This window comes from Abyssibius alkaniclasticus, assembly GCF_020447305.1.
GTDB lineage: Bacteria > Pseudomonadota > Alphaproteobacteria > Rhodobacterales > Rhodobacteraceae > Abyssibius > Abyssibius alkaniclasticus.
In genome coordinates, this window is sequence record NZ_CP095732.1 from 909,926 (window position 1) to 931,244 (window position 21,319).

Genomic DNA, 21,319 nt, shown 5'->3' on the forward strand with positions numbered 1-21,319 from the left:
ACAAAACTCGCGGCGCAAGCAAAAAAGGCCCCGGATTGCTCCGGGGCCTTTCTTCATTCCAACCGCCCGACTTACTCGTCGCCGGACTTCTCGGCCAGCTCTTCGCCGGTTTCCTGATTGACGACTTTCATCGACAGGCGCACCTTGCCGCGGTCGTCAAAGCCGACGAGTTTCACCTTCACCTCCTGGCCTTCCTGCAGAAGGTCTTTGGGGTGGTTTACGCGTTCGGCGGAAATCTGGGACACATGTACCAGACCGTCGCGTTTGCCGAAGAAGTTCACAAACGCGCCGAAATCCATCAGCTTTACAACCTTGCCGGTGTAGATCTGCCCGACTTCGGGCTCGGCCACGATCGACCAGATCATGTCATAGGCTTTCTTGATCGACTCACCGTTCGGCGAGGCGATCTTGATGATACCGTCATCGTTGATATCAACCTTGGCACCGGACACTTCCACGATTTCGCGGATGACCTTGCCGCCCGAGCCGATCACTTCGCGGATTTTATCGGTCGGCACCTGCATGGTTTCGATGCGCGGCGCGTGGATCGAGAACTCGGAGGTTTCGTTCAGCGCCTTGCCCATCTCACCCAGAATATGCAGGCGGGCGTCTTTGGCCTGTGCCAAAGCCTGTTTCATGATGGCGGGCGTGATGCCGGCCACCTTGATATCCATCTGCATGGTGGTGATGCCGTTGGCAGTGCCGGCGACCTTGAAATCCATATCGCCAAGGTGGTCTTCGTCACCCAGAATATCGGTCAGAACCGCAAATTCCTCGCCCTCAAGGATAAGACCCATTGCGATACCGGCCACCGGGGCTTTCAGCGGAACGCCCGCATCCATCATCGACAGCGAGCCACCACAGACCGAAGCCATAGAGGAGGAGCCGTTGGATTCGGTGATTTCCGAGACCAGTCGCAGCGTATAGGGGAAGTCGGTTGCCGCAGGCAGAACCGCCTGAAGCGCGCGCCAGGCCAGCTTGCCGTGGCCGATTTCACGCCGCCCCGGGCCCATCATGCGGCCAGCTTCACCAACCGAATAGGGCGGAAAGTTGTAATGCAGCATGAAGTTGGAGCGCGAGGAGCCGTGCAGCGCATCGATGATCTGCTCGTCATCGCCGGTGCCGAGCGTGGTCACGACAAGGCCCTGGGTTTCGCCACGGGTGAACAAAGCCGAGCCATGTGCGCGCGGCAGCAGGCCGGTTTCAGCCACAATCGGGCGCACGGTGGTCAGGTCACGGCCATCGATGCGGCGGCCGGTCTTGATGACATCGCCACGCAGCACGGTCGATTCGAGCTTCTTGAAGCAACCGCCAAGCGCCTTGTCGGCGGCTTCATCCTCAGACAGACCTTCGGTGATCATTGCACGCGCAGCGGCAATGGCGGCCTGACGCTCCTGCTTGTCGGTAATCGCGAAGGCGGCGCGCATGGCAGCTTCGCCCAGACCGGCAACCTTGGCGTAGAGCGCGCTGGAATCGGGGGCCTGGAAGTTGAACGGCTCTTTCGCCGCTTCTTCGGCCATGCCGATGATCATGTCGATCACGGGCTGCATCTGCTCATGGCCGAACACGACCGCGCCAAGGATCTCGTCCTCGCTCAGCTCATAGGCTTCGGATTCAACCATCATCACCGCATCGGCGGTGCCGGCGACAACAAGGTCGAGCCGCTGCTCGGGATTGTTGCGCAGGTTGTCCATATCGGCAACCGAGGGGTTGAGGATATAGTCGCCATCGACAAAACCAACGCGGGCCGCGGCAATCGGGCCCATGAAAGGCGCGCCCGACAGGGTAAGCGCGGCCGAGGCGGCGATCATCGCCACAACGTCGGGGTCATTTTCCAGATCATGGCTCAGCACGGTGCAGATGACCTGGGTTTCGTTCTTGAACCCATCCACGAACAGCGGGCGGATCGGGCGGTCGATCAGGCGGCTTGTCAGGGTTTCTTTTTCCGAGGGGCGCGCTTCGCGCTTGAAAAAGCCACCGGGAATGCGGCCAGCCGCATAGTATTTTTCCTGGTAATGCACGGTCAGCGGGAAGAAATCGAAGCCCTCTTTGGGTTTCTTTTCATAGACCACCGCGGCCATGACCGAGGTTTCGCCATAGGTGGCAATCACGCAGGCATCGGCCTGGCGCGCAATCTTGCCGGTTTCGAGTGTCAGGGTGTCATGGCCCCACTCGATTGATTTTTTGACAACGTTAAACATCTGTTTCCTTTGCAACGGGTCTGCCCCCTGGCAGCACCCGCAATAACCCCTGTTTCATATCATCCAAACGCGCGGCCCGGGGTTTGGGGCGTTGCGGACATCTTGCGGCCTTTTCAGAGGTTCACCAATGCGAACATGGGGCGGGGCTGCAGCGTCACCCGAATTGAAAAACGCGCCCCCGGGGTGACGGGGGCGCGCTGGGTGCCTTAGCGGCGAATGTTCAGACGCTCGAGCAGGGATTTGTAGCGCGGCTCGTCATGCTTTTTGACATAGTCAAGCAGCTTGCGGCGCAGGGCCACCATTTTCAGCAGACCACGGCGGGAATGGTTATCCTTCTTGTGGCTTTTGAAATGCTCGGTGAGCGTGGAGATACGGCTGGTCAGAATGGCGATTTGCACATCGGACGACCCGGTGTCGCCCTCTTTGGTTGCAAATTCCTTGATCAGGCGTGCTTTTTCTTCGGCAGTAATCGACATCGAATGTTCCCTTCTGGGTAAGTGATAAGGTTAAGCGCCCGGCCCTGCCAAGATGTCGTCCAGCAAGGTCAAAACACAAAACCACCGCCTGCAAGCGAGGTCGGCGCGCAGCGCGTAACATGTTTTGGGGGGGATGGGAAGGGGGGTGGGCAGTGCAATGTTTCCGCAGAAACAGGGGGCAAACGCGTTCCCGGCCCGGAATCAAGGCCAAAGGCCGCCGGGCCAGCGGCGGACCGTCCCGGCGGTCTGCCGCTTTGGTTGGGGCGGCGCATCGCGCGGCGGTTACGCGGGGTGGTGCCATAAAGCGCATCCGCCCGACCGGCAGAGCGGCAAACCACGGCCCGCCGCTGGCCCGGATAAGGAGGGAGCGAGTCGTTGACCATTCACAACGTCAACGCGCGTAAACTGTCAGGATTCAGCCTCTTGGCTCACTTTCTTGGCAATTTTTGCTAGGAGGCCTATGACTACACCAGCGGCTAGAATCATAAATGCTTTGTCTAGCTGCTGTCCCAATGGGGCATTGCCAAAATAGTGCGTGAAAAAGGCTGGGTCGTTGTCGCCGTAGATTACAAGTAAGCCGAACACGATCTTGAGTCCTGAGGGTATGACCAAAAACCAGGAAAGAATACTTCCAATCCATATCATAATTTCGACTCCGACTGCTGAATACATTCAGCCACGATACTCAAGCCGTTTTGCGAACTATAGGAAGGATATGGGCGGAAGATTCATCTCTCACCCCACAGCACCGGCTGCACCTTATACCCGATATACAGCGGGTGTTTCGGTTGCCCGCCCTTGGTTAGCCCCAGATGGCGGGCCTGCACGCCTGAGTGGCGCAACAGGGCCGCCACCGCATTCCCCCGCCCCAGATGTTCGCCGTGGCTGCCCCATGCGGCGATGGTGTCTTGTGCCCATGTGAGAGCTTCGAGAATTGCGGCATCGTTTTCGGGGCCCACCGGGTCGGCCTGTGCGCGCATGTCGCGCGGGTTTGTGGCGCGAAAGGCGAAGATGTTGCATACGCGGAACGCACCATAGCCAAGCGCGCGGGCGCGGCGTTCGCAGCGTTCCACCGTCGGGTCATTCTGCACCTCGGTCGCGGTGGAGGGGTTGAGCATGATGAACAGCACGCGGCGGCCAGCCCCATCCCATGTGCGGGTGAGGGCGTAGCGGTAGGCCTCGCAATCGGAATAGACCGCCACCGAGGGCGCATCGCCCTTGATATGGAGCCGCGTGATCACAGGTTGAACACGCGCGCCGGTGCCACCTCGCCGGCATGGTAATGGCCAATGGCCACGGGCGCGCCATCGAGGCTGACCCAGCATTCGGTGCCATAATCGACACCGCTGGCGATAACCATGCCGGGGTTGCCGTTCTTCAGGCGCGCGGCCCCTTCGGGGGTGGCGGCCAGTTCGGGCAAATCGGCCAGCGCGGTTTCCAGTGGCAACAGGTGGGTGTCGAGCGCAGGGTCTTTTGCGAGCGCCTCGACCTGATCGAGCGTGATCGCATCATCAAGGTCGAACGGGCCGGACCAGATGCGCCGCAAAGCGGTGACATGGGCAAAGCAGCCAAGCTTTTCGCCCAGATCGCGGGCAATGGCGCGCACATAACCGCCCTTGCCACAGATCATTTCCAGCACGGCATGGTCGGCATCGGGGCGGCTTGCCAGTGTCAGTTCTTCAACAAACAGCGGGCGGGCGGCGATTTCGAACGCCTCATCATCGCGGGCCAGCTTATAAGCGCGCGCGCCGTCGATTTTCACGGCAGAGAATTTCGGCGGCACCTGCATGATGTCGCCGGTGAACTGCGAAAGCGCGGCGGTGATGTCGGCATCACTCGGGCGCTGGTCAGACGATGCCGTCACCTCGCCCTCGCCATCATCGGTATTGGTGGCCTGGCCAAGGCGGATGGTGAAGCGATAGGCTTTCAGCGCATCGGCGATATAGGGCACGGTTTTGGTGGCCTCGCCCAGCGCGATGGCCAACAACCCGGTGGCTTCGGGGTCGAGCGTGCCGGCATGGCCGGCCTTGTTGGCCCCAAGCGCCCATTTCACCTTGTTCACCACAGCCGCCGAGCTTGGGCCGAGCGGTTTGTCGATGATCATCCAGCCGGAGACATCGCGCCCCTTTTTGCGCCGCGCCATCGCTTACTCTTCCTCTGGCGTGTCGGGTGGCGCGTCGGGCTTTGCAACATCGGCGCGCACACGTTCATCGGCCAGCAGGCGGCGGGTGGCGTCGAGCCGCGCGAAGGTTTCATCGGGCATGAAGCGCAATGTGGGCGAGAATTTCAGCAAGACCTGCTTGCCGAGCAGGTGGCGCAACTCGCCCTGGCTGCGGGCAAGTGCGGCGATGACCTCTTTCACGTTCTGCCCGCCAAGCGGCATGACATAAACCGTGGCCACGCGCAGATCGGGCGAAACCTTCACCTCGCCCACGGTGATCGGCACATCGGCCAGTTCCGGGTCATGCAACTCGCCGCGCTGAATGATTTCGGCCAAGGCGCGGCGGATAAGTTCGCCCACGCGCAACTGGCGCTGGCTTGGCCCTTTGGGGGCATTTGAATGTGCTTTGCTCATGGCGCTCTCATCGCGCCCACATGGCAAAGAGTCAAGCCGCGCCCTTTGCAAGCGCCCCGTCAGCGGCTATTGCTGGGCGATAAAACAGGAGATGCAGATGAGCGAGCCAATTCGCACCGCGGTAATGGGCGCATCGGGCCGGATGGGCCAGATGCTGGTGGCGGCGGTCGATGCCAACCCGCGCGTGGTTCTATCGGGCGTAACCGAGCGCGCGGGGCACGCCTGGATTGGCCGCGACCTGGGCGAATGTATGGGCGGCGCGGCGCGTGGCATCATCGTGGCCGATGACCCGCTCGATGTGTTTGCCTCTGCGCAAGCGGTGCTGGAATTCACCGCGCCCGCCGCTACGGTGGCCCATGCCGAGCTGGCCGCCCAGGCGCGCGCGGCGTTTATCGTCGGCACAACGGGGCTGACAGATGAGGACATTGCCAGGCTGGAGGCAGCATCGCGCCATGCACCCATTGTGCGGGCGGGAAATTTTTCGTTGGGGGTGAACCTGCTCACCGTGCTGACGCGCAAAGTGGCGGCGGCGCTGGATGAGGATTATGACATCGAGATCATCGAGATGCACCACCGCTACAAGGTCGATGCACCCTCGGGCACCGCGCTGATGCTGGGTGAGGCGGCGGCGGCAGGGCGTGGTGTGGCGCTGGCCGATGTATCGGACCGTGGCCGCGATGGCATGACAGGGGCGCGCAAACCCGGTGACATTGGTTTTGCCGCGCTGCGCGGTGGCGATGTGATTGGCGAGCATGAGGTGATTTTTGCGGGCGCGGGCGAGCGGATTGCGCTGCGCCATAGCGCATCCGACAGGCAGCTATTTGCGCGCGGCGCGGTGCGCGCCGCAATCTGGGCCTTTCACCAGAAGCCCGGCACTTACGATATGCTCGATGTATTGGGGTTGGGCAGCTAGGCTTATTTGCCCATCGTCTTTTTGAGCTGACCGATGATGGCCATGACCAGGCCGCCGCCTGCGCCGCCTGCCGCGACCTGTGAAATAAGCGAGCCGATGTCAAAGCTGCTGGCGGCACCCGCCGGCCCAAGCAGGGCCATAAGCTGCATACCACCCACACCGCCAACCAGCCCGGCAATCGTATTGCCGATATTGCCAAGGCTGAGATTTTTGAGAACGCCACCCGCCAGATTGCCGCCAATAGCACCGCTGATGAGCGCAATAATCCATTCCATTTAGGCACCTCTTACTAACTACATTGGCAGGCTGCCCCGCCGACAGGGCCAATAGTGGCGCGTATTCGCCGAATTTGCAAAAGATATCGGCCATTCTGTTCTGGTGGTGCCGCCGCCCTTGCCCGGCTGGCATGGCTAAGCTAGCCTGCCCCAAACTTTGACCGGAGCCTTTATGACAAATCCTCTTCGCCTTGCCAAAGCCCTGGCCGCGTCCTTTATGCTCGCTCCCGCCGCCCTTGCCCAATCGGCCCCATGCGGTGGCAGCTTCTCGGCCTTCATGCAAAACGTGGCCAATGAGGCACGGGCGCAAAACCTGCCCGAAGCCGCCATCAACGCGGTGGTCAACACGGCCCGGCAAGACGAGCGTGTGCTGCGCTTTGATCGCAGCCAAGGGGTGTTCCGCCAGACATTTCTGGAATTCTCGCAGCGCTCGATTTCCAACTACCGGCTGAACAAGGGTGCCGAGTTCATGCGCGATTATCGCAGCATTCTGGACCGTGCGCGCCAGCAATACGGCGTGCAGCCCGAGGTGATTTTGGCCTTCATGGCGCTGGAAACCGATTACGGCGCGGTGCAGGGCGATTTCAACACCGTCTCGGCGCTGGCCACGCTGGCGCATGATTGCCGCCGCCCCGAATTGTTCCGCCCGCATCTGTTTGGCGCGATTGCGCTGATTGCGCGGGGCGATATGTCGGTCAATGAAACCGGGGCCTGGGCGGGGGAAATCGGCATGGTGCAGATGTTGCCCGCCGATATTCTGGAACTGGGGGTCGATGCCGATGGCGATGGGCGCGTGAGCCTGAAAACCTCCATTCCCGATGCGATCATGACCGGCGCGCGCCTGCTGGCCAGCCACGGCTGGCGGCCGAATGCGCCCTGGTTGCAAGAGGTGGATGTGGCGGCGAGTTTCCCGTGGGAGCGTTCGGGGCTCGATACGACGATGAGCGTGAACGAGCTTGCGCGGCTTGGCGTTTCGGCGCGGCAGGGCGCGCTTGCGCCCGGCAATACCCAAGCCAGCCTGCTGCTGCCGCAGGGCCGCAACGGGCCGCGCTTTCTGGCCTATCCGAATTACGATGTATATCGGGAATGGAACAAAAGCTTTGTCTATGCGGTGACTGCCGCCTATCTCGCCACCCGGCTTGGCGGGGCGGGGCGCTATAATGAGGGCAACCCCGATGCGGGGCTCAGCGAGGATGACATGCTCACCCTGCAACGCGTGCTGGAAGCCCGCGGCCATGATGTCGGCGGGGTCGACGGCGTGCTGGGCGCGATGACCCGCGACGCCGTGCAACAGGAACAACGGCGGCTGGGTATGCCAGCGGACGCCTGGCCGACGCCGGAGTTGTTGCGGGCGTTAAGGTAGCACCGTTTCCCGAACCGTGCCGTTGATGGTGCGCAATGAATGCGCACCCTACGCGTGATTGTGCCGATGGTGGCGCGCGCCGTTTGGTGCGCCCGCCTGCGCATGTTAGCCTGCGGGCTCATTTGAAACCCGAAGGAGAGCAGAATGTCAGTTGCCCGTATTACCGAAATCTCAGCCTCATCCACCAAAAGCTTTGAAGACGCCGTGCATCAAGGCATTGCCCGCGCGTCGCAGACGTTGAAAAACGTCGAGGGCGCTTGGGTGGAAAGCCAGAAGGTTATCGTTTCCAACGGCCAGATCACCGAATACCGCGTGATGATGAAAGTCACGTTCGTATTGGAAGGTTAGGGACCACGGCCCTCCCAAACCCCCATTGCACATTGGCCCCCGTAGGGTGCGCATTCATTGCGCACCATGCGCGGTGTGGTTGTTGATGAACGGTTGTGCGGGTGGTGCCGTCAAAGGTGTGCAATAAATGCGCACCCTACACCGGATTGATGAACCAAGGGCAGCGCCCGGCCCGAGGGTGGGCGAGAAGCGCCCGCCCTGGGGGGCGGGTCGGGCGCTGCCCGGCGGTGCCGCCGGGCTTAAATCCAGATAGACAATCATAACGCCTAGCGACTGCTTCAGCCTCTTTCGCTTCCGCATACTGCCTTCTATAGATTATCATATTGTTTTCTTTTAATTTTTTGATCTAGATGAGGGATTCCATGCGGTATGCAAGGCGAGTTTTTAGGTAGGTATGCAGTTATATTGCAAATAGCTTATAAATGGACTATTGTTACTCAGGCGCTGAATTAGCCCAGGTCTAGAAAAGGGGGAAGCTATGGAAAACCTGCGATTGTCACTCAAGCTTGGCGCGCTGGAGGTGGAATATGAAGGCCCGTCCAGCTTTGCAGAAGAACGCTTGATGGGCATTATTAGTGAGTTGTCAGAACTTAATATACCAGATGTAGCGCAGGCCGGTCCTCCTACATCGGCGATGTCAGGTCCTACGCAAACCCCGCAAATATCCGATTCGCGGCCGAAGCTTTCCACTTCTGATTTTGCCGTGAAGATGGGCGCGAAAAGCGGGTCTGATTTGACTATGGCCGCGGCAGCATCTCTACATCATACTCGCGGGTTAGAGGACTTTCGTCGCTCCGACATCCTAAATGAAATGAAGGGCGCTAAGGCTTTCTTTAAGGCCTCCTACGGAAGCAACCTGTCTAAGTCACTGGAAATGCTAGTGAAAACAGGTAGGCTGCAGAACCCCCGCGCTGATACGTATGCACTTCCCTATGCAGAGATTGAAAATACGCGACGCCATCTGTGAGGGTTATCGATTGGAAATCACATGCTGGAGCATATTTTTGCATTGCGTGGAGATCTGCGCGGGTGTATTAGGAATTGGGCGGCCACATTGGACCGCCCATAACTTGAACCGACCACATAGCTTCGAGGCAACGGTCGGCTCGCCAATCGAGCTTACGAAAGGATGGTGAACAAGATGCCGCCATAGCCTAACAAAGCCCGGCCGGGTGACGCCGTATCGGCGGTGAACCGGTCGGCAAACCTTATCACAACCGTTTGAACAAACAATAGGGATATGCGTTATGCCTAAGAGGCAGACCACACCCAAGATCTCGACTCTTGCATCAAAAGTTTTGTCAGGCGCCAAAAAGCCCTCACAAACCGAGATCAAGAAGCTGGCAGCGTCGGTGCTAAGCCAGGACGAAAAAAAGGGTAACTAACCCAAAGAGTGCGTCGCAATCAGTGGCGCACTCACTCATCCATCTTCAAAGCCGAAATAAACGCCTCTTGCGGAATATCCACACGCCCGAACTGACGCATCCTTTTCTTCCCCGCCTTCTGCTTGTCCAACAACTTCCGCTTGCGCGTCGCGTCGCCGCCGTAGCATTTCGCCGTCACGTCTTTCCTCAAAGCTGAAATCGTCTCGCGGGCAATAATGCGCCCGCCGACCGCCGCCTGGATGGGGATTTTGAACATGTGTTGCGGGATCAGCTCTTTCAGCTTTTCGCACATGCCACGGCCACGGGCATCGGCGCGGGCGCGATGCACCATTGTGGAGAGCGCGTCGACCGGCTCGTCATTCACCAGAATCTGCATTTTTACCAGTTGGTCTTCGCGATAGCCGATCATCTGGTAATCAAAGCTGGCATAGCCCTTGGTGACCGATTTCAGCCGGTCGTAGAAATCGAACACCACTTCGGCCAGCGGCAGGTCATAGACAACCATCGCGCGCGCGCCGGCATAAGTCAGGTCCATCTGGATGCCGCGGCGTTCCTGGCAGAGCTTCAGCACATCGCCCAGATATTCGTCGGGCACCAGAATGGTCGCCTTGATGCGCGGTTCCTCGATATGGTCGATATAGTTCAGCTCCGGCATATCGGCGGGGTTGTGCATTTCGCGCACCTCGCCATCATTCATATGGATATGGTAGATCACGCTGGGCGCGGTTGTGATCAGGTCCATGTCATATTCGCGTTCCAGCCGGTCGCGGATCACCTCGAGGTGCAACAGCCCGAGGAAGCCGCAGCGAAAGCCAAAGCCAAGCGCGGCCGAGGTTTCCATTTCGGTTGAAAAGCTCGCATCGTTGAGCGAGAGCTTTTCGATGGCGGCGCGCAGGTCTTCAAAATCGGCGGCATCGACCGGGAACAGCCCGCAAAACACCACCGGCTGGGCGGGTTTGAAGCCGGGCAGCGGGGTGGCGCAGCCCTTCTTCTCGGTGGTGATCGTGTCGCCCACGCGCGTGTCGCGCACCTGTTTGATGGAGCCGGTGAAAAACCCAAGCTCGCCGGGGCCAAGCTCGTCCATCGGCAGCATGCCGGGTTTGAACACGCCAAGCCGCTCCACGCTGTAATGCGCATCGGTCTGCATCATGCGGATCTTGTCGCCCTTGCGCATGACCCCGTCCATGATGCGCACCAGCACGACAACGCCAAGATAGGCATCATACCAGCTATCGACCAGCATGGCCTTGAGCGGCGCATCGCGCTCGCCCTTGGGCGCGGGCAGGCGGTGGACAATCGCCTCCAGCACTTCGGCAATGCCAAGCCCGGATTTGGCCGAGATTTCAAGCGCCTCCGAGGCATCGATCCCGATGACATCCTCGATCTGCTCGCGCACGCGCGCAGGCTCGGCCGCCGGAAGGTCGATCTTGTTCAGCACCGGCACAATTTCATGGCCCGCATCGATGGCGTGATACACATTCGCCAGCGTCTGCGCCTCTACCCCCTGGGCGGCGTCGACAACCAGCAGGCTGCCTTCCACGGCGCGCATGGAGCGCGAAACCTCATAGGCGAAATCCACATGGCCGGGCGTGTCGATGAGGTTGAGGACATACATTTCCCCGTTGCGGGCCTTGTAATCAATCCGCACGGTTTGGGCCTTGATGGTGATGCCGCGCTCGCGCTCGATATCCATAGAGTCGAGCAACTGGGCCTTCATATCGCGGTCGGTCACCGTGCCGGTGGACTGGATCAGCCGGTCAGCCAGCGTGGATTTACCGTGGTCGATATGCGCCACGATGGAGAAATTGCGGATTTTTTTCAACTCGGTCATGCGCCGCATATGATCAGGAAATGGCGCGTGGTCAAGCGGGTGTTAGATATCCAACGCCCCTTGCGCGCCCTTGTCCACCTCGCGCACGGCTTTCTTGCGGGTTTCAACGCGCATCGGCGGCAGGCGCACGGCGCGGTCGCGCAATTCCATCGCCTGTTCAATGGTCACGATTTGAATGCGCGGCACGGGGGTGTGGCCGTCAACCGTTAGCTGGCCCGCACCAGCGGCTTCGGTGATCATGGGTTTGGTCGGCTCGGTCAGGGTGAGGAATACGCCGATATCGGCCCCCTCACGCTCTATCACGCCGCGCAAATCGCGGATCATGGCAACGCCGATATTTTCACCTGCCTTGACCGAGACAATGGCCCGGCCCTCGCTTTTCGCGCCGAAATAGAGGTTGCCATCTATCCCCTTGTCAGCCCCCTTTTTAGAGAGGTTGCCGGGCTGTGCGTTGATCAGCGACAGCGCCCATTTTTCAAACTCGAAATAATAGTTCTTGTCACTGCGCCCACGGTTGGCCATGTCGCGCGCGCCGGAAATATCTTGCGGCACGCCGTGGGTGGTGAATTCGACCTTCGGAAAGGCATCGCGCAGGCGCTTTTCGATCAGGCCAACGGCCAGATGCGTGACATCAATGCCAATCCATTGCCGGTCCATCTTCTGGGCGGCATGAACGGTGGTGCCACAGCCGCAAAACGGGTCCAACACCACATCACCGGGGTTGGACGAGGCCGCAAGGATGCGTTCCAGCAGGGCCACGGGCTTTTGGGTGGGGTAGCCGAGGCGTTCTTTAGCTTGTGAGTTTAATGGGAATATGTCGGTCCAAATGTCTCCCATTACTCCACCCTGCATTTCATTTAGATATTTTTTTAATCTTGGTCGCCGAGTGGTGTCTAAGTTACCGTCTTTATCAACCGGATACCAAATTCGCCCGTCTGCATCTAACTTTTCCATAGTTTCGCGTTGAAATCGCCACCCTTTTTCAGGGAAGGGGAAACCCTGCCAATCATACATCATGTTGGGTCTTGGGCTTGGGCTGGTCATATCATGTTTTTGATACGCGCCTCGGCCGTCACTATCATCTTCCGTAAACTTGCCTCTTACATATTCATCGGAATGTGCTTCACGAGGAGTGTTCCATGTGAAACCTTTCTCCTTTTTAGTGTAGAAAAGTATACAGTCAGCATTATTGCTCCAAGTTTTGCTGTCGCTGTGCGTGGTAGTTCTTTTCCAATCAATTTCATTTTTGAATGATCTTGCCCCAAAAACCGCATCCAGCAAAATCTTCAGATAATGGCTCGCCGTCGGGTCGCAGTGTAAATACAGGCTGCCGGTTGGCTTCAACACCCGATGCAGTTCCAGCAGGCGCACCGCCATCATGGCCAGATAGGCCATCATGTCATTGTCACCCAGAAAGCTGCGCATGGCGCGCAGCATGGTGGCGGCGGCGGCATTGGGGGAGCGGACAACCTCGCCAAACGCCTCTTCCGCGCTGTCATTCCAGTGCCAGGTATCGTCAAACGCCTCAATCTGCGCGGTGCTGTCATTGCCCTGCGGGCCTTTGAACAACACATTGTAGCTGGCATTGGAATTGAACGGCGGGTCCAGATAAATGAGATCGACGCTTTCATCGGCAATGCTGTCGCGCAAAACCGCAAGGTTATCGCCGTAATATAAATGGTTTGGCATGGGCGCCCCGATCATGGGTTAAGCAAAGCAGCAATTGGTTGCACAAAGCCTAACCTTTTGGGGATTCCGCGTGCAACCGCTTTCGCTTAACGGTCCTTCCACCCATACCCAGCATAAGCCAAGCCCAGCAGCCTTCGCCGCATTCCCGGGAAGGGGAACCTTGCGGGGGGTTCGCGCATGGGGGCGGGCAGGCTTTTGGGGGATTTCTGGCCGAGGATGATCTGCGCAAGCGCGGCACCGCAATAGCTGCCCATTGCGATGCCCGAGCCCTGATAGGCATGGGCGGTCCAGACATGGTCGTATCCCGGAACGGGGCCGCAATAGGCGGTGAGGCTGCGGTTCATGCAGACCAGCCCGCTCCAGAAATGCGGGGTTTCGACATGCGCCCAGGCCGGGAAGATCGCCTCGAAATCGCGGCGGATGCGGCGCTGCATCCGGGCCATATCACGCGGGCGCAGGTTGGTGCCGCCGCGCATCCCGAACATCATGCGGCCATCGGGCATAAGGCGGAAGTAGTGCAGCAGGCGGCGGGTATCGAAAACCGGCTCGGTTGCGCTCCATCCCTGGGCCTTCTGCTCGGCCGGGCTAATCACGCGGGTGACGATGATATTCGACGGCACGGGCAGATAGCGGCCATCCATCCAGGGCGCCAACCCGTCGGCGGAATAGCCGTTGGTGGCAATGATCACATGGCGCGCGGAAATACTGCCGCCCGGTGTGACCAGCCGGTTGGGCGCGCCTGCATGAAGCGCCATGACGGGCGCGTTGCCATAAATCCGAACGCCAGCCTTGCTGGCCGCGCGGGCCAGCCCCAACGTGTATTTCAGCGGGTTGAGCGCAAAGCCGATAGGGTGGTGCAGCGCGCCGTGAAAGGCGGGTGAGGTAAGGCCACGCTCGGCCAGTTGCGCCTGGCTGAACAGCTCGGCCTGAATGCCGAAACTGGCCTTCAGAAAGGCGGCGTCTTCGGCAAAACCCGCCGCATCGCGTGGCCGATGGGCCAAGGACCATTCGCCATGCCCATGCGCATCGGCCTGAATTTTCTCGGTTTTCAAAACCTCGCGCACATAGTCGACCGCGCCGGTCTGGGTGGCGATGAAGGCGCGGGCCTCGGTCAGCCCGAAGCGTTTGATCAGCGTGGCATTGTCGAGTTTCGAGCCGCCCATGCACACAAACCCGCCCGCGCGGCCGGATGCGCCCCAGCCGGGCCAGGCCGCGTCCAGCACCACAACGTCAAGCCCGCCCCTTGCCAGCAGGCGGGCGGCGTTCAGCCCGGTGAGGCCCGCGCCGATAATCGCCACATCGGCCCGCAAATCCCCATCGGGCCTTGCGGGCGGCTCGGGCAGAGTAACGGTGGTTTGCCAGAAATTGCCGGGGTCGGGCCGGGGCGCGTAGCTGGCGGTGGGGTAAAGGCGCTGCAGGCTCATTGCAGTTGCGCCGCTATGCGCGCGCAGGCGGTTTCGATCAGATCAAGCGTGCCGTCAAAATCGCCGCTATACCACGGGTCGGGCACATCCAGCGGGCTGGCCAAGCCTGCATAGGGCAAGAACTGCGCCACATGCGCACGGCCCGGAAAGGCCGGGTTCTGGCGCAGGTCATCCAGATTGCGCGCATCCATCGCAAGGATCAGGTCAAAATGCGCAAAATCATCGGCGCTGACCTGCCGGGCGCGTTGGGCGGAAATATCATAGCCGCGCGCCGCCGCCACAGCCTGTGCGCGGCTGTCTGGTGCATCGCCGCTATGCCAATCGCCGGTGCCGGCACTGTCGATACGCAGATCGGGGCTGGCCATATGGCGCATCACCCCCTCGGCCAGTGGCGAGCGGCAGATATTGCCAAGGCAGACAAACAGAAGTGACGTGGTCATGTATCCCCGCAGGCCAAAATGGCCTTTCGCCCACAAGTTTACGAGGGCCACCGCCCCAACCGCAAGCCGCAGCGCCCGGCATCGGCAAAAAGCCACTTAGTGGTTGGGGTGTCTGGCCCGACTTGGCGCAAAGGGCCATGCGACAAACGAAACAACCCCGCCAGCCGGGCTGACGGGGCTAAATTTCGTGCAAAGCCGATGGCTCAGGCGGCGGTGGCCTGTTTGGCGATCTCGCGCTTCACTTTAAGCGCGGCATCCGACAGCACATCGTCTTTTGCCTTGGCAAGATAGGCGTCAAGCCCGCCACGGTGGTCGACGCTGCGCAGCGTCGATGCGGCGATCTTGAACTTGAAGCTGCGGCCAAGCGTGTCCGAAGCCAGCGTCACATCATTCAGGTTCGGCAAAAAGCGGCGGCGGGTCTTGTTATTGGCATGGCTGACATTGTTGCCAGTCATCACGGCTTTGCCGCTCAGTTCACAACGACGGGACATGTCCGTCTCCTTCACATATGGTGTCTGGGGCTGCGCCGGGCTGCCCATAAATCTTGAAGCGCTTCTTTAGGGGCAAAGCCGCGGGGCGTCAAGGGATTCGCGTCGATTTGCTCAGCCGGCGCCAAGGCGTTTGGCAAGCGCATCCAAAAGCGCGCTCAGCGCGGCATCGGGGCTGGCGGTATCGCCTGAAACCCGCGCCTCGGCCTCGGCCCAGGCGCGGGCGATGGCGGGGTCGGATTTTAGCTGTGCAAGCAGCCCGTCACCCGCCGCGCGGCGAAACCCCTCCAGCGCCTGCTCCTTGCGCCGCCGCGCAATGCTGCCTTGGCTTTGGCGCGCCGCAAACAGCGATTGCATGGCCTGCCAGGCTTCCTTGAGCCCGGCACCCGTAAGGGCGGAAACCGGCATGGCACGGGGAAAACCCTCTGGGTCGTGCGCGCGTTTGCGCAACAGGCGCAGTGCAGCGGCATAATCGGCCACCGTGCGCCTTGCCTGTGCTTCCAGATCGCCATCGGCCTTGTTGATCAGGATCAGGTCGGCCACCTCCATGATGCCGCGTTTGACACCTTGCAATTCATCGCCACCCGCCGGGGCCAGCAGCAGGGCGAAGATATCGGTCATTTCGGCAACAATGGTTTCCGACTGGCCCACGCCGACCGTTTCCACCAGCACCACATCAAACCCCGCCGCCGCACAAAGTGCGATGGATTCACGCGTGCGCCGGGCCACGCCCCCAAGCGCCGTTTGGCTGGGCGAGGGGCGGATGAACGCCTCGGGCGCGCGGCTGAGCAGCTCCATACGGGTCTTGTCCCCCAGAATAGAGCCGCCGGAACGGGTTGAGCTTGGGTCGACCGCCAGCACAGCCACGCGCAGCCCTTGGGCGATCAGATGCAGGCCAAAGGCTTCGATGAAGGTCGACTTGCCAACCCCCGGCGTGCCGGACAGCCCGATGCGAATGGCCGCCTGCCCCGCCCCGGCCAAAGCGGCCAGCACCTCTGCCGCTTGCGCGCGATGATCAGCGCGCGTGCTTTCGATCAGCGTAATGGCGCGCGCCAGGGCGCGACGCTCGCCTTGCAGCACGGCCTGTGCCAAAGATTGTGAAGGTGGATCGACCGACATGGTTTGCCTTGCATTTCTATGCAAGCGGCATGGCATTATTGTGGGGAAATTGCAATTCGCATGGAGCATCTGGCGCGGCAGTCCACGCGATCAAACAATGCGCAAAGGTCGCTTCTTCACAGGCTTGTTCAGGTCTTGGCGGGTAGCTGTGCATCCGGGCTGGGTTTCGTGTTGCTCGATGTTCTTTGGCGCAGAATAGTGCGGCCCAGCACCAGAAGCGGCCCGAATATCGACACAGCCAGCAGCACGAATTTGGCCGTGGTCACAGGGCCAAGCAGGGCGGCCAGCAGGGGTGACGGCGCAGGATAGCCGAGCAGGAGTGCATGGATCATGCCATTCTCAAGCATGTCGACGGAAAACCAGACCAAGGGGATGGCGCGGAACAAATGGTGCCAGGCTGCGGGCTGCATCTGACTGGCGGCGAACCGGCCAAGTGTCAGGAGAAAGGCAAGCAGGGTCAGCGGGAACAGAACATCGCCGGTATAGGTTTCCAAAAGATAGGCCTCGCGGCCCCGACTTCCGAAAAGCTCAATCCGCTCCAGCACGTCGGATGCCTGGAACGACGGGCTTTGGTCGAAAAGCGGCGCCCCGCCCGTTGCGGCGGCTACGGCACCGGCACCGATTGGCAATTCGGTCAGGTGGGTGATGCCAAATGTGCCAAGCGCCAGCCCAAGCGTCAGCAGAACCGGCAGGCCGCCCGTTCTAAGCGATGTCAGCAGCAGACCGGCCAGCACGCCCAGCAGGAAGACAGTGGGGATGAATATCATATGCGCGGGTGTCATTGCGGCGTTCCTTTCTGCAATATTTATGGACATCTGTCCGTTTCAGGATGACACTCCACAATTGGCGCAAAGCGGCAAAATGAGAAATCTACACCAAACAGAAATACGTGCGTTAAAGGACAAGTGGCGGGGCGATGTTTGGAAACGAAGGGCAAACAGCATGACACGCGGCGAAGACCGGCGCGTGCGTCGCACCAGAAGGGCGCTGCAATCGGCGCTGTTCGAGATCGTGGTGACGCAAAGCTACGAGACAATCACCGTGGCAAATATCTGTGCAGCCGCCGATGTCGGGCGCTCGGCTTTTTACCAGCATTTCCAAGGCAAGGACGACCTGCTGCGCAGCGGCTTTGCGCAGCTCGAAGCCGATCTGGGCGCTAGCGGGGCCGGGCAGAAGGCTGGTTTCGTTGCGGATTTTCTGGACCATGCGTTGCAGCACCGGTTGCTCTATCGCGCGATGATGCGCAGCCAGGCCGCCCCGATCGTTTCGGCTGCAACCCGTCGCATTCTGGGGGCGAAAGCCCTGGAATCGCTGCCGCCCGTCAGCCCGTCAGGCATCCCCCGCGAACTCCGGGCGACATTGCTGGTCGATATGCTGCTTTCACTCACGCGCTGGTGGCTTGAGCGCGAAACACCGCAACCGGTTTGCGAGATCGAGGCGATGTTCCGCGAAATGGCTGCGGGAAGTCTTGGCGCGCCGCCACACCGCAGCGCCAGCCAGGGCTGACGGGGGGCTGGGAGGTGGCCAAATATGCGTTGCGAAACGCGATCCGCACGCGCGCGATGCTTTGCTTCGGCAAACCCATCACGGCTGGTGGTGCAAGACTCGTCGTTGGGCAGCAGCAGAGATTCGCCCTTATGCGGCCACAAGGCTCTGTCCAACACGCGGCGCAGTGTTAGACTGGCCGGATGATGACGGCCGCCCATTACAGTTTTCGCAACCTGACCCTGGATGATCTTGATTTGCTCGAATCATGGCAATCGCGCCCGCATATCCGGGAATGGTGGGGTTCAGATGCGCCTTTTGACAGGGCGAAACTGGCTGATCCGAAGGTCGCGCGCTGGATTGTTTCACATGCCGGGCGCCCCTTCGCATTCATGCAGGACTATTCGGTGCATGGCTGGGATGATCACCATTTTGCCAAGCTTCCCGAAGGGTCGCGCGGGATTGACCAGTATATTGGCGCGCCGGACATGATCGGGCTTGGGCATGGGACCGCGTTTATCGGCGCAAGATTGCGGATGCTCTTTGAAGCCGGAGCGCCCGTCATCGCAACCGACCCGCATCCGCAGAATGCGCGCGCAATTGCTGTTTATACGAAGCTGGGGTTTGAACCGTTCGGTCCGCCGCAGAAAACGCAATGGGGGTTGATCTTGCCGATGAAGGTGCCGCGCCCGGCGGTTATGCGTCGCTGATTAGCTGCGATGATACGGCCCGCCCGCCAGAATGGTCGCTGCGCGGTAAAGCTGTTCGGCCAGCATGACGCGCGCCAGCATATGCGGCCAGACCATCTTTCCAAGGCTCAGCGCGTAATCGGCTTGCGCCCGCAAACCGGGGTGCAGCCCGTCGGCACCGCCGATCAGAATCGCAAGCTCGCGGTTGTCCGTGTCGCGCCAGCCGGCCAGCGTTTCGGCAAATTGCGGCGATGTGGGCTGTTTGCCGCGCTCATCCAGCACCATGATCCGCGCGGCCCTGGGAATGGCGGTGCGCAGCAAATCTGCCTCGGCCGCCATGCCGCCGCCTTTGCGGTCATCCAGCTCCACAATTTCAGCGGGGCCAAGGCCAAGCGCGCGGCCTGTGCGCTCAAACCGTGTCAGATAATCGGTGATCAGCGCCGCTTCGGGCCCGCCCTTCTGGCGGCCGATCGCGCAAATCAGCACGCGCATCGTCTAGCGCGTGGCGGGCAGGTCCTGCCACATTTTCTCGAGCTGGTAGAACTCGCGCACTTCTGGGCGGAACAGATGCACGATGATGTCGCCGCAATCGATCAGCACCCAGTCGCCGGTTTCACGCCCTTCGGCGCGCGGCGTCTGGCCGATCTTTTCCTTCACGCGATCCATCAGCTTTTCGGACATGGCAGACACCTGGCGTGACGAGCGGCCCGAGGCGACAACCATATGGTCGGCAAAGGATGACTTGCCTGCAAGCGGGATTGCGACCACATCTTCGGCCTTGTCATCGTCAAGCGCGGCCAGAACAAGCGCGAGCATGGCGTCGCTTTGGGTTTTATCGCCACTGCGGGCGGGCGGTGCGCTGGGGCTTTCCGCAACAAGACGTTCCGACAGAACGCATCCTCCTGATTTCGCCCGGATCGGGCCTGATTACTTTGCCCTAGCACAGTGGCAAGGGCCACTCAACCCGGCCCGATGCCACGCGCCAAAGCCGGCAGCAAACCGCCGCAGATATTCCGGCAGGCGCGCAAGCTGCGTGTTATGCTGCGCGTTCTGGCACCGGACGGGGCTGAACGCGCATAAGGAATGTGGGGTGAAATATGAAAATTGCAACAATGGCAACCGGTGGCATTGGCGGGTTTCTGGCGGTGAAGCTGACCAGAACCGGCCATCAGGTGGCGACAATCGCGCGCGGTGCGCATTTGGACGCCATTCGCGCGCAGGGTCTGACGCTGGAGGGTGCCGCAGGCCGCGAAACGGTGCAGCCCTGGAAGGCAAGCGACGATCCCGCCGAAATCGGCCCGGTCGATGTGATCGTCTTTGGCGTGAAGGGCGATGCCCTGCCCGATGCCGCGCGCGCCTGCCTGCCCATGCTGGGGCCGGATACGCTGGTCATTCCGTTCTTGAACGGGGTGGAGGCGAGCGACCGTTTGCTGGAAATCCTGCCTGAACAGCATGTCGCGACCGGCGTTGCCAAAGTGTCGACCACGATTTCCGCGCCGGGGGTGATAACGCAAACCGGCGCATTCAACAGCTTTATCTTTGCCGAGCGCGATAGCCGCCCGTCGGCGCGTATCGCGGCCTTTCAGGCGGCGATCAACGATGCCGGCTCAAGCGCGCCACATACCGATGATGTGCAGCGCGAAGTGTGGTGGAAGTTTGCGCTGTTCTCGGCCCTGTCGGGCATTACGGCCACGGCGCGTTGCACCGTGGGCGATATGCTCGAAAATCCGGCGCTGAAGGACATGTCCAAAGCGGTGCTTGCCGAAACCGTTGCCTTGGGTCGCGCCAAAGGCGTGGCGCTGGAGCCGGGTATCGAGGGCCGGATCTGGGATGCGCTGGAAGCCCTGCCGCCACAGGGCCGCGCCTCGACCGCCATAGATATTGAACATGGCCGCCCGCTGGAGGTGGAGTGGGTTTCCGGCGCGGTTGTGCGTCTGGCCGCACAGAATGGTGTGGCAGCACCGCTGAACGGCGCGCTTTATGCGCTGCTGCAACCCTACCGTAACGGGCGGAAAGCCTAGCCGCTGGGCTTGGCGGTTTTGGCGGCGCGCCATTCCTCCATCATTGCATACATGATGATGATGGTGGGCAGCAGGTTCAGGCCCGGCATGTCGGTGCCTTCGCCCTTTTTCAGCTCTTTCATCTTTTCGGCAAGCTTTTTGGAGGGCAGCATCGGCTTTACGCGTTTCAGCGCAACCGCCAGCTTGCCGGGTTCGCGTTCGACATTGAGCTTGGACATTTTGCGCGCCCAGGGCATTTGGTCGGCCAAGGGTTTGATCTTGGCAAGAAGCGCCTTCATCCACTCGGCCTGTGGCTTTACGTTGTCGCCCAGGTTTTCCGCCTCGCGCCCGCCGATAAACCGGTCAAACGCGGCGGTTTTCTTCAAGAAAGACAGCGTTGCCTTGCGGTTTTTCTCGGTCAGTTCGGGGATGAACTCCATCCGCGGCAACTTTTTGGTGGCTTTCGTTATTTGCTTGTCGAGCTTGTCGAAGCCCTTCTCGAGGTCCTTGACCAGCTTTTTGGCTTTTTCGTCAGAATCATTTGGCATGTGCGTTTCCATGAAAAGGATCGGCGCGAATACAATGCGCCAAAAATATGCACGGCCGTAATTGGCCGGC

Annotated in this window: 23 protein-coding genes; 7 read left to right on the plus strand and 16 right to left on the minus strand. The window is 60.6% G+C overall.

The features are described 5' to 3' along the window. Nucleotides 1–71 precede the first annotated feature (71 nt). The 5 genes from pnp to rbfA all read right to left on the minus strand — a co-directional run bounded on the left by pnp (nt 72) and on the right by rbfA (nt 5,252). Entirely contained in the window at nt 72–2,201 is a 2,130-nt protein-coding gene (gene pnp / locus LGT41_RS04700) for a polyribonucleotide nucleotidyltransferase (protein WP_274128923.1), read from the minus strand. A 206-nt stretch (nt 2,202–2,407) separates the two neighbouring features. Next, nucleotides 2,408–2,677 (minus strand): 30S ribosomal protein S15, encoded by a 270-nt coding sequence (rpsO, locus tag LGT41_RS04705; RefSeq protein WP_274128924.1) that lies wholly within the window; start codon nt 2,675–2,677, stop codon nt 2,408–2,410. A gap of 728 nt (nt 2,678–3,405) precedes the next feature. After that, nucleotides 3,406–3,918 (minus strand): DUF1643 domain-containing protein, encoded by a 513-nt coding sequence (locus LGT41_RS04710; RefSeq protein WP_274128925.1) that lies wholly within the window; start codon nt 3,916–3,918, stop codon nt 3,406–3,408. Further along, nucleotides 3,915–4,820, minus strand: a complete 906-nt coding sequence (truB, locus tag LGT41_RS04715) for a tRNA pseudouridine(55) synthase TruB (protein WP_274128926.1) — start codon at nt 4,818–4,820, stop codon at nt 3,915–3,917. The genes LGT41_RS04710 and truB overlap by 4 nt, the downstream gene beginning before the upstream one ends. Nucleotides 4,821–4,823: 3 nt before the next feature. Further along, on the minus strand, nt 4,824–5,252 hold the full coding sequence (gene rbfA / locus LGT41_RS04720) for a 30S ribosome-binding factor RbfA (RefSeq protein WP_274128927.1): 429 nt from the start codon (nt 5,250–5,252) through the stop codon (nt 4,824–4,826). Between the two features lie 97 nt (nt 5,253–5,349). On the opposite strand from rbfA, the gene dapB reads away from it, so the two are divergent. Further along, nucleotides 5,350–6,165, plus strand: coding sequence for a 4-hydroxy-tetrahydrodipicolinate reductase (gene dapB / locus LGT41_RS04725; protein WP_274128929.1), 816 nt, complete (start codon nt 5,350–5,352; stop codon nt 6,163–6,165). Nucleotides 6,166–6,167: 2 nt separating this feature from the next. Here the strand turns inward: dapB and LGT41_RS04730 are convergent, their stop codons facing one another. After that, nucleotides 6,168–6,440, minus strand: a complete 273-nt coding sequence (locus LGT41_RS04730; RefSeq protein ID WP_274128931.1) for a hypothetical protein — start codon at nt 6,438–6,440, stop codon at nt 6,168–6,170. 172 nt (nt 6,441–6,612) lie between these two features. Here LGT41_RS04730 and LGT41_RS04735 point away from each other — a divergent pair, with 172 nt between their 5' ends. From LGT41_RS04735 to LGT41_RS04745, 3 genes are all read left to right on the plus strand, one after another. Then, nucleotides 6,613–7,803, plus strand: coding sequence for a lytic murein transglycosylase (locus LGT41_RS04735; RefSeq protein WP_274128932.1), 1,191 nt, complete (start codon nt 6,613–6,615; stop codon nt 7,801–7,803). 144 nt (nt 7,804–7,947) lie between these two features. After that, nucleotides 7,948–8,151 carry a dodecin family protein gene (locus LGT41_RS04740; RefSeq protein ID WP_274128934.1) on the plus strand — a complete coding sequence of 68 codons (204 nt, stop codon included), beginning with the start codon at nt 7,948–7,950 and terminating at the stop codon, nt 8,149–8,151. 478 nt (nt 8,152–8,629) lie between these two features. Beyond that, the gene (locus tag LGT41_RS04745; RefSeq protein ID WP_274128935.1) at nt 8,630–9,118 is read left to right on the plus strand and encodes a hypothetical protein; all 489 of its coding nucleotides are present in this window, start codon (nt 8,630–8,632) and stop codon (nt 9,116–9,118) included. A gap of 449 nt (nt 9,119–9,567) precedes the next feature. Here the strand turns inward: LGT41_RS04745 and lepA are convergent, their stop codons facing one another. The 7 genes from lepA to LGT41_RS04780 form a co-directional block, all read right to left on the minus strand. Next, nucleotides 9,568–11,367, minus strand: coding sequence for a translation elongation factor 4 (gene lepA / locus LGT41_RS04750; RefSeq protein WP_274128942.1), 1,800 nt, complete (start codon nt 11,365–11,367; stop codon nt 9,568–9,570). Nucleotides 11,368–11,409: 42 nt separating this feature from the next. Further along, nucleotides 11,410–13,017, minus strand: coding sequence for a site-specific DNA-methyltransferase (locus tag LGT41_RS04755; protein WP_274128943.1), 1,608 nt, complete (start codon nt 13,015–13,017; stop codon nt 11,410–11,412). A gap of 125 nt (nt 13,018–13,142) precedes the next feature. Next, the gene (locus LGT41_RS04760; protein ID WP_274128944.1) at nt 13,143–14,480 is read right to left on the minus strand and encodes an NAD(P)/FAD-dependent oxidoreductase; all 1,338 of its coding nucleotides are present in this window, start codon (nt 14,478–14,480) and stop codon (nt 13,143–13,145) included. Next, nucleotides 14,477–14,920 (minus strand): low molecular weight protein-tyrosine-phosphatase, encoded by a 444-nt coding sequence (locus LGT41_RS04765; RefSeq protein ID WP_274128945.1) that lies wholly within the window; start codon nt 14,918–14,920, stop codon nt 14,477–14,479. The genes LGT41_RS04760 and LGT41_RS04765 overlap by 4 nt, the downstream gene beginning before the upstream one ends. Before the next feature lie 203 nt (nt 14,921–15,123). Beyond that, nucleotides 15,124–15,411 carry a 50S ribosomal protein L28 gene (gene rpmB / locus LGT41_RS04770; protein ID WP_274128946.1) on the minus strand — a complete coding sequence of 96 codons (288 nt, stop codon included), beginning with the start codon at nt 15,409–15,411 and terminating at the stop codon, nt 15,124–15,126. Nucleotides 15,412–15,522: 111 nt separating this feature from the next. Beyond that, nucleotides 15,523–16,527: a methylmalonyl Co-A mutase-associated GTPase MeaB gene (meaB, locus tag LGT41_RS04775; protein ID WP_274128947.1), complete on the minus strand. Its 1,005-nt coding sequence runs from the start codon at nt 16,525–16,527 to the stop codon at nt 15,523–15,525. A gap of 128 nt (nt 16,528–16,655) precedes the next feature. Further along, nucleotides 16,656–17,309 carry a hypothetical protein gene (locus LGT41_RS04780; RefSeq protein ID WP_274128948.1) on the minus strand — a complete coding sequence of 218 codons (654 nt, stop codon included), beginning with the start codon at nt 17,307–17,309 and terminating at the stop codon, nt 16,656–16,658. Nucleotides 17,310–17,469: 160 nt separating this feature from the next. Between LGT41_RS04780 and LGT41_RS04785 the strand changes: the two genes are divergently transcribed. Both LGT41_RS04785 and LGT41_RS04790 read left to right on the plus strand, forming a co-directional pair. After that, nucleotides 17,470–18,033: a TetR/AcrR family transcriptional regulator gene (locus tag LGT41_RS04785; RefSeq protein WP_274128949.1), complete on the plus strand. Its 564-nt coding sequence runs from the start codon at nt 17,470–17,472 to the stop codon at nt 18,031–18,033. Nucleotides 18,034–18,215: 182 nt separating this feature from the next. Next, a complete protein-coding gene (locus tag LGT41_RS04790; RefSeq protein WP_274128950.1) occupies nt 18,216–18,722 on the plus strand; it encodes a GNAT family N-acetyltransferase in 507 nt (168 codons plus the stop codon). Here the strand turns inward: LGT41_RS04790 and rlmH are convergent, their stop codons facing one another. Both rlmH and rsfS read right to left on the minus strand, forming a co-directional pair. Beyond that, nucleotides 18,723–19,193, minus strand: coding sequence for a 23S rRNA (pseudouridine(1915)-N(3))-methyltransferase RlmH (gene rlmH, locus LGT41_RS04795; RefSeq protein ID WP_274128951.1), 471 nt, complete (start codon nt 19,191–19,193; stop codon nt 18,723–18,725). A gap of 3 nt (nt 19,194–19,196) precedes the next feature. After that, nucleotides 19,197–19,517 carry a ribosome silencing factor gene (gene rsfS / locus LGT41_RS04800; protein WP_274128952.1) on the minus strand — a complete coding sequence of 107 codons (321 nt, stop codon included), beginning with the start codon at nt 19,515–19,517 and terminating at the stop codon, nt 19,197–19,199. Nucleotides 19,518–19,798: 281 nt separating this feature from the next. Between rsfS and LGT41_RS04805 the strand changes: the two genes are divergently transcribed. After that, the gene (locus LGT41_RS04805; RefSeq protein WP_274128954.1) at nt 19,799–20,722 is read left to right on the plus strand and encodes a ketopantoate reductase family protein; all 924 of its coding nucleotides are present in this window, start codon (nt 19,799–19,801) and stop codon (nt 20,720–20,722) included. Here LGT41_RS04805 and LGT41_RS04810 read toward each other — a convergent pair. Beyond that, nucleotides 20,719–21,249, minus strand: a complete 531-nt coding sequence (locus LGT41_RS04810) for a hypothetical protein (RefSeq protein WP_274128955.1) — start codon at nt 21,247–21,249, stop codon at nt 20,719–20,721. The two genes, LGT41_RS04805 and LGT41_RS04810, sit on opposite strands and share 4 nt — an antisense overlap. Nucleotides 21,250–21,319 lie beyond the last annotated feature (70 nt).

What these genes read in the sequence shown, in the direction of transcription:
- pnp (WP_274128923.1), bottom strand. Translation starts at nt 2,201, where the DNA reads ATGTTTAACGTTGTCAAAAAATCAATCGAGTGGGGCCATGACACCCTG.
- rpsO (WP_274128924.1), bottom strand. Translation starts at nt 2,677, where the DNA reads ATGTCGATTACTGCCGAAGAAAAAGCACGCCTGATCAAGGAATTTGCA.
- truB (WP_274128926.1), bottom strand. Translation starts at nt 4,820, where the DNA reads ATGGCGCGGCGCAAAAAGGGGCGCGATGTCTCCGGCTGGATGATCATC.
- rbfA (WP_274128927.1), bottom strand. Translation starts at nt 5,252, where the DNA reads ATGAGCAAAGCACATTCAAATGCCCCCAAAGGGCCAAGCCAGCGCCAG.
- dapB (WP_274128929.1), top strand. Translation starts at nt 5,350, where the DNA reads ATGAGCGAGCCAATTCGCACCGCGGTAATGGGCGCATCGGGCCGGATG.
- LGT41_RS04730 (WP_274128931.1), bottom strand. Translation starts at nt 6,440, where the DNA reads ATGGAATGGATTATTGCGCTCATCAGCGGTGCTATTGGCGGCAATCTG.
- LGT41_RS04735 (WP_274128932.1), top strand. Translation starts at nt 6,613, where the DNA reads ATGACAAATCCTCTTCGCCTTGCCAAAGCCCTGGCCGCGTCCTTTATG.
- LGT41_RS04740 (WP_274128934.1), top strand. Translation starts at nt 7,948, where the DNA reads ATGTCAGTTGCCCGTATTACCGAAATCTCAGCCTCATCCACCAAAAGC.
- LGT41_RS04745 (WP_274128935.1), top strand. Translation starts at nt 8,630, where the DNA reads ATGGAAAACCTGCGATTGTCACTCAAGCTTGGCGCGCTGGAGGTGGAA.
- lepA (WP_274128942.1), bottom strand. Translation starts at nt 11,367, where the DNA reads ATGACCGAGTTGAAAAAAATCCGCAATTTCTCCATCGTGGCGCATATC.
- LGT41_RS04760 (WP_274128944.1), bottom strand. Translation starts at nt 14,480, where the DNA reads ATGAGCCTGCAGCGCCTTTACCCCACCGCCAGCTACGCGCCCCGGCCC.
- LGT41_RS04765 (WP_274128945.1), bottom strand. Translation starts at nt 14,920, where the DNA reads ATGACCACGTCACTTCTGTTTGTCTGCCTTGGCAATATCTGCCGCTCG.
- rpmB (WP_274128946.1), bottom strand. Translation starts at nt 15,411, where the DNA reads ATGTCCCGTCGTTGTGAACTGAGCGGCAAAGCCGTGATGACTGGCAAC.
- meaB (WP_274128947.1), bottom strand. Translation starts at nt 16,527, where the DNA reads ATGTCGGTCGATCCACCTTCACAATCTTTGGCACAGGCCGTGCTGCAA.
- LGT41_RS04780 (WP_274128948.1), bottom strand. Translation starts at nt 17,309, where the DNA reads ATGACACCCGCGCATATGATATTCATCCCCACTGTCTTCCTGCTGGGC.
- LGT41_RS04785 (WP_274128949.1), top strand. Translation starts at nt 17,470, where the DNA reads ATGACACGCGGCGAAGACCGGCGCGTGCGTCGCACCAGAAGGGCGCTG.
- LGT41_RS04790 (WP_274128950.1), top strand. Translation starts at nt 18,216, where the DNA reads ATGATGACGGCCGCCCATTACAGTTTTCGCAACCTGACCCTGGATGAT.
- rlmH (WP_274128951.1), bottom strand. Translation starts at nt 19,193, where the DNA reads ATGCGCGTGCTGATTTGCGCGATCGGCCGCCAGAAGGGCGGGCCCGAA.
- rsfS (WP_274128952.1), bottom strand. Translation starts at nt 19,517, where the DNA reads ATGCTCGCGCTTGTTCTGGCCGCGCTTGACGATGACAAGGCCGAAGAT.
- LGT41_RS04805 (WP_274128954.1), top strand. Translation starts at nt 19,799, where the DNA reads ATGAAAATTGCAACAATGGCAACCGGTGGCATTGGCGGGTTTCTGGCG.
- LGT41_RS04810 (WP_274128955.1), bottom strand. Translation starts at nt 21,249, where the DNA reads ATGCCAAATGATTCTGACGAAAAAGCCAAAAAGCTGGTCAAGGACCTC.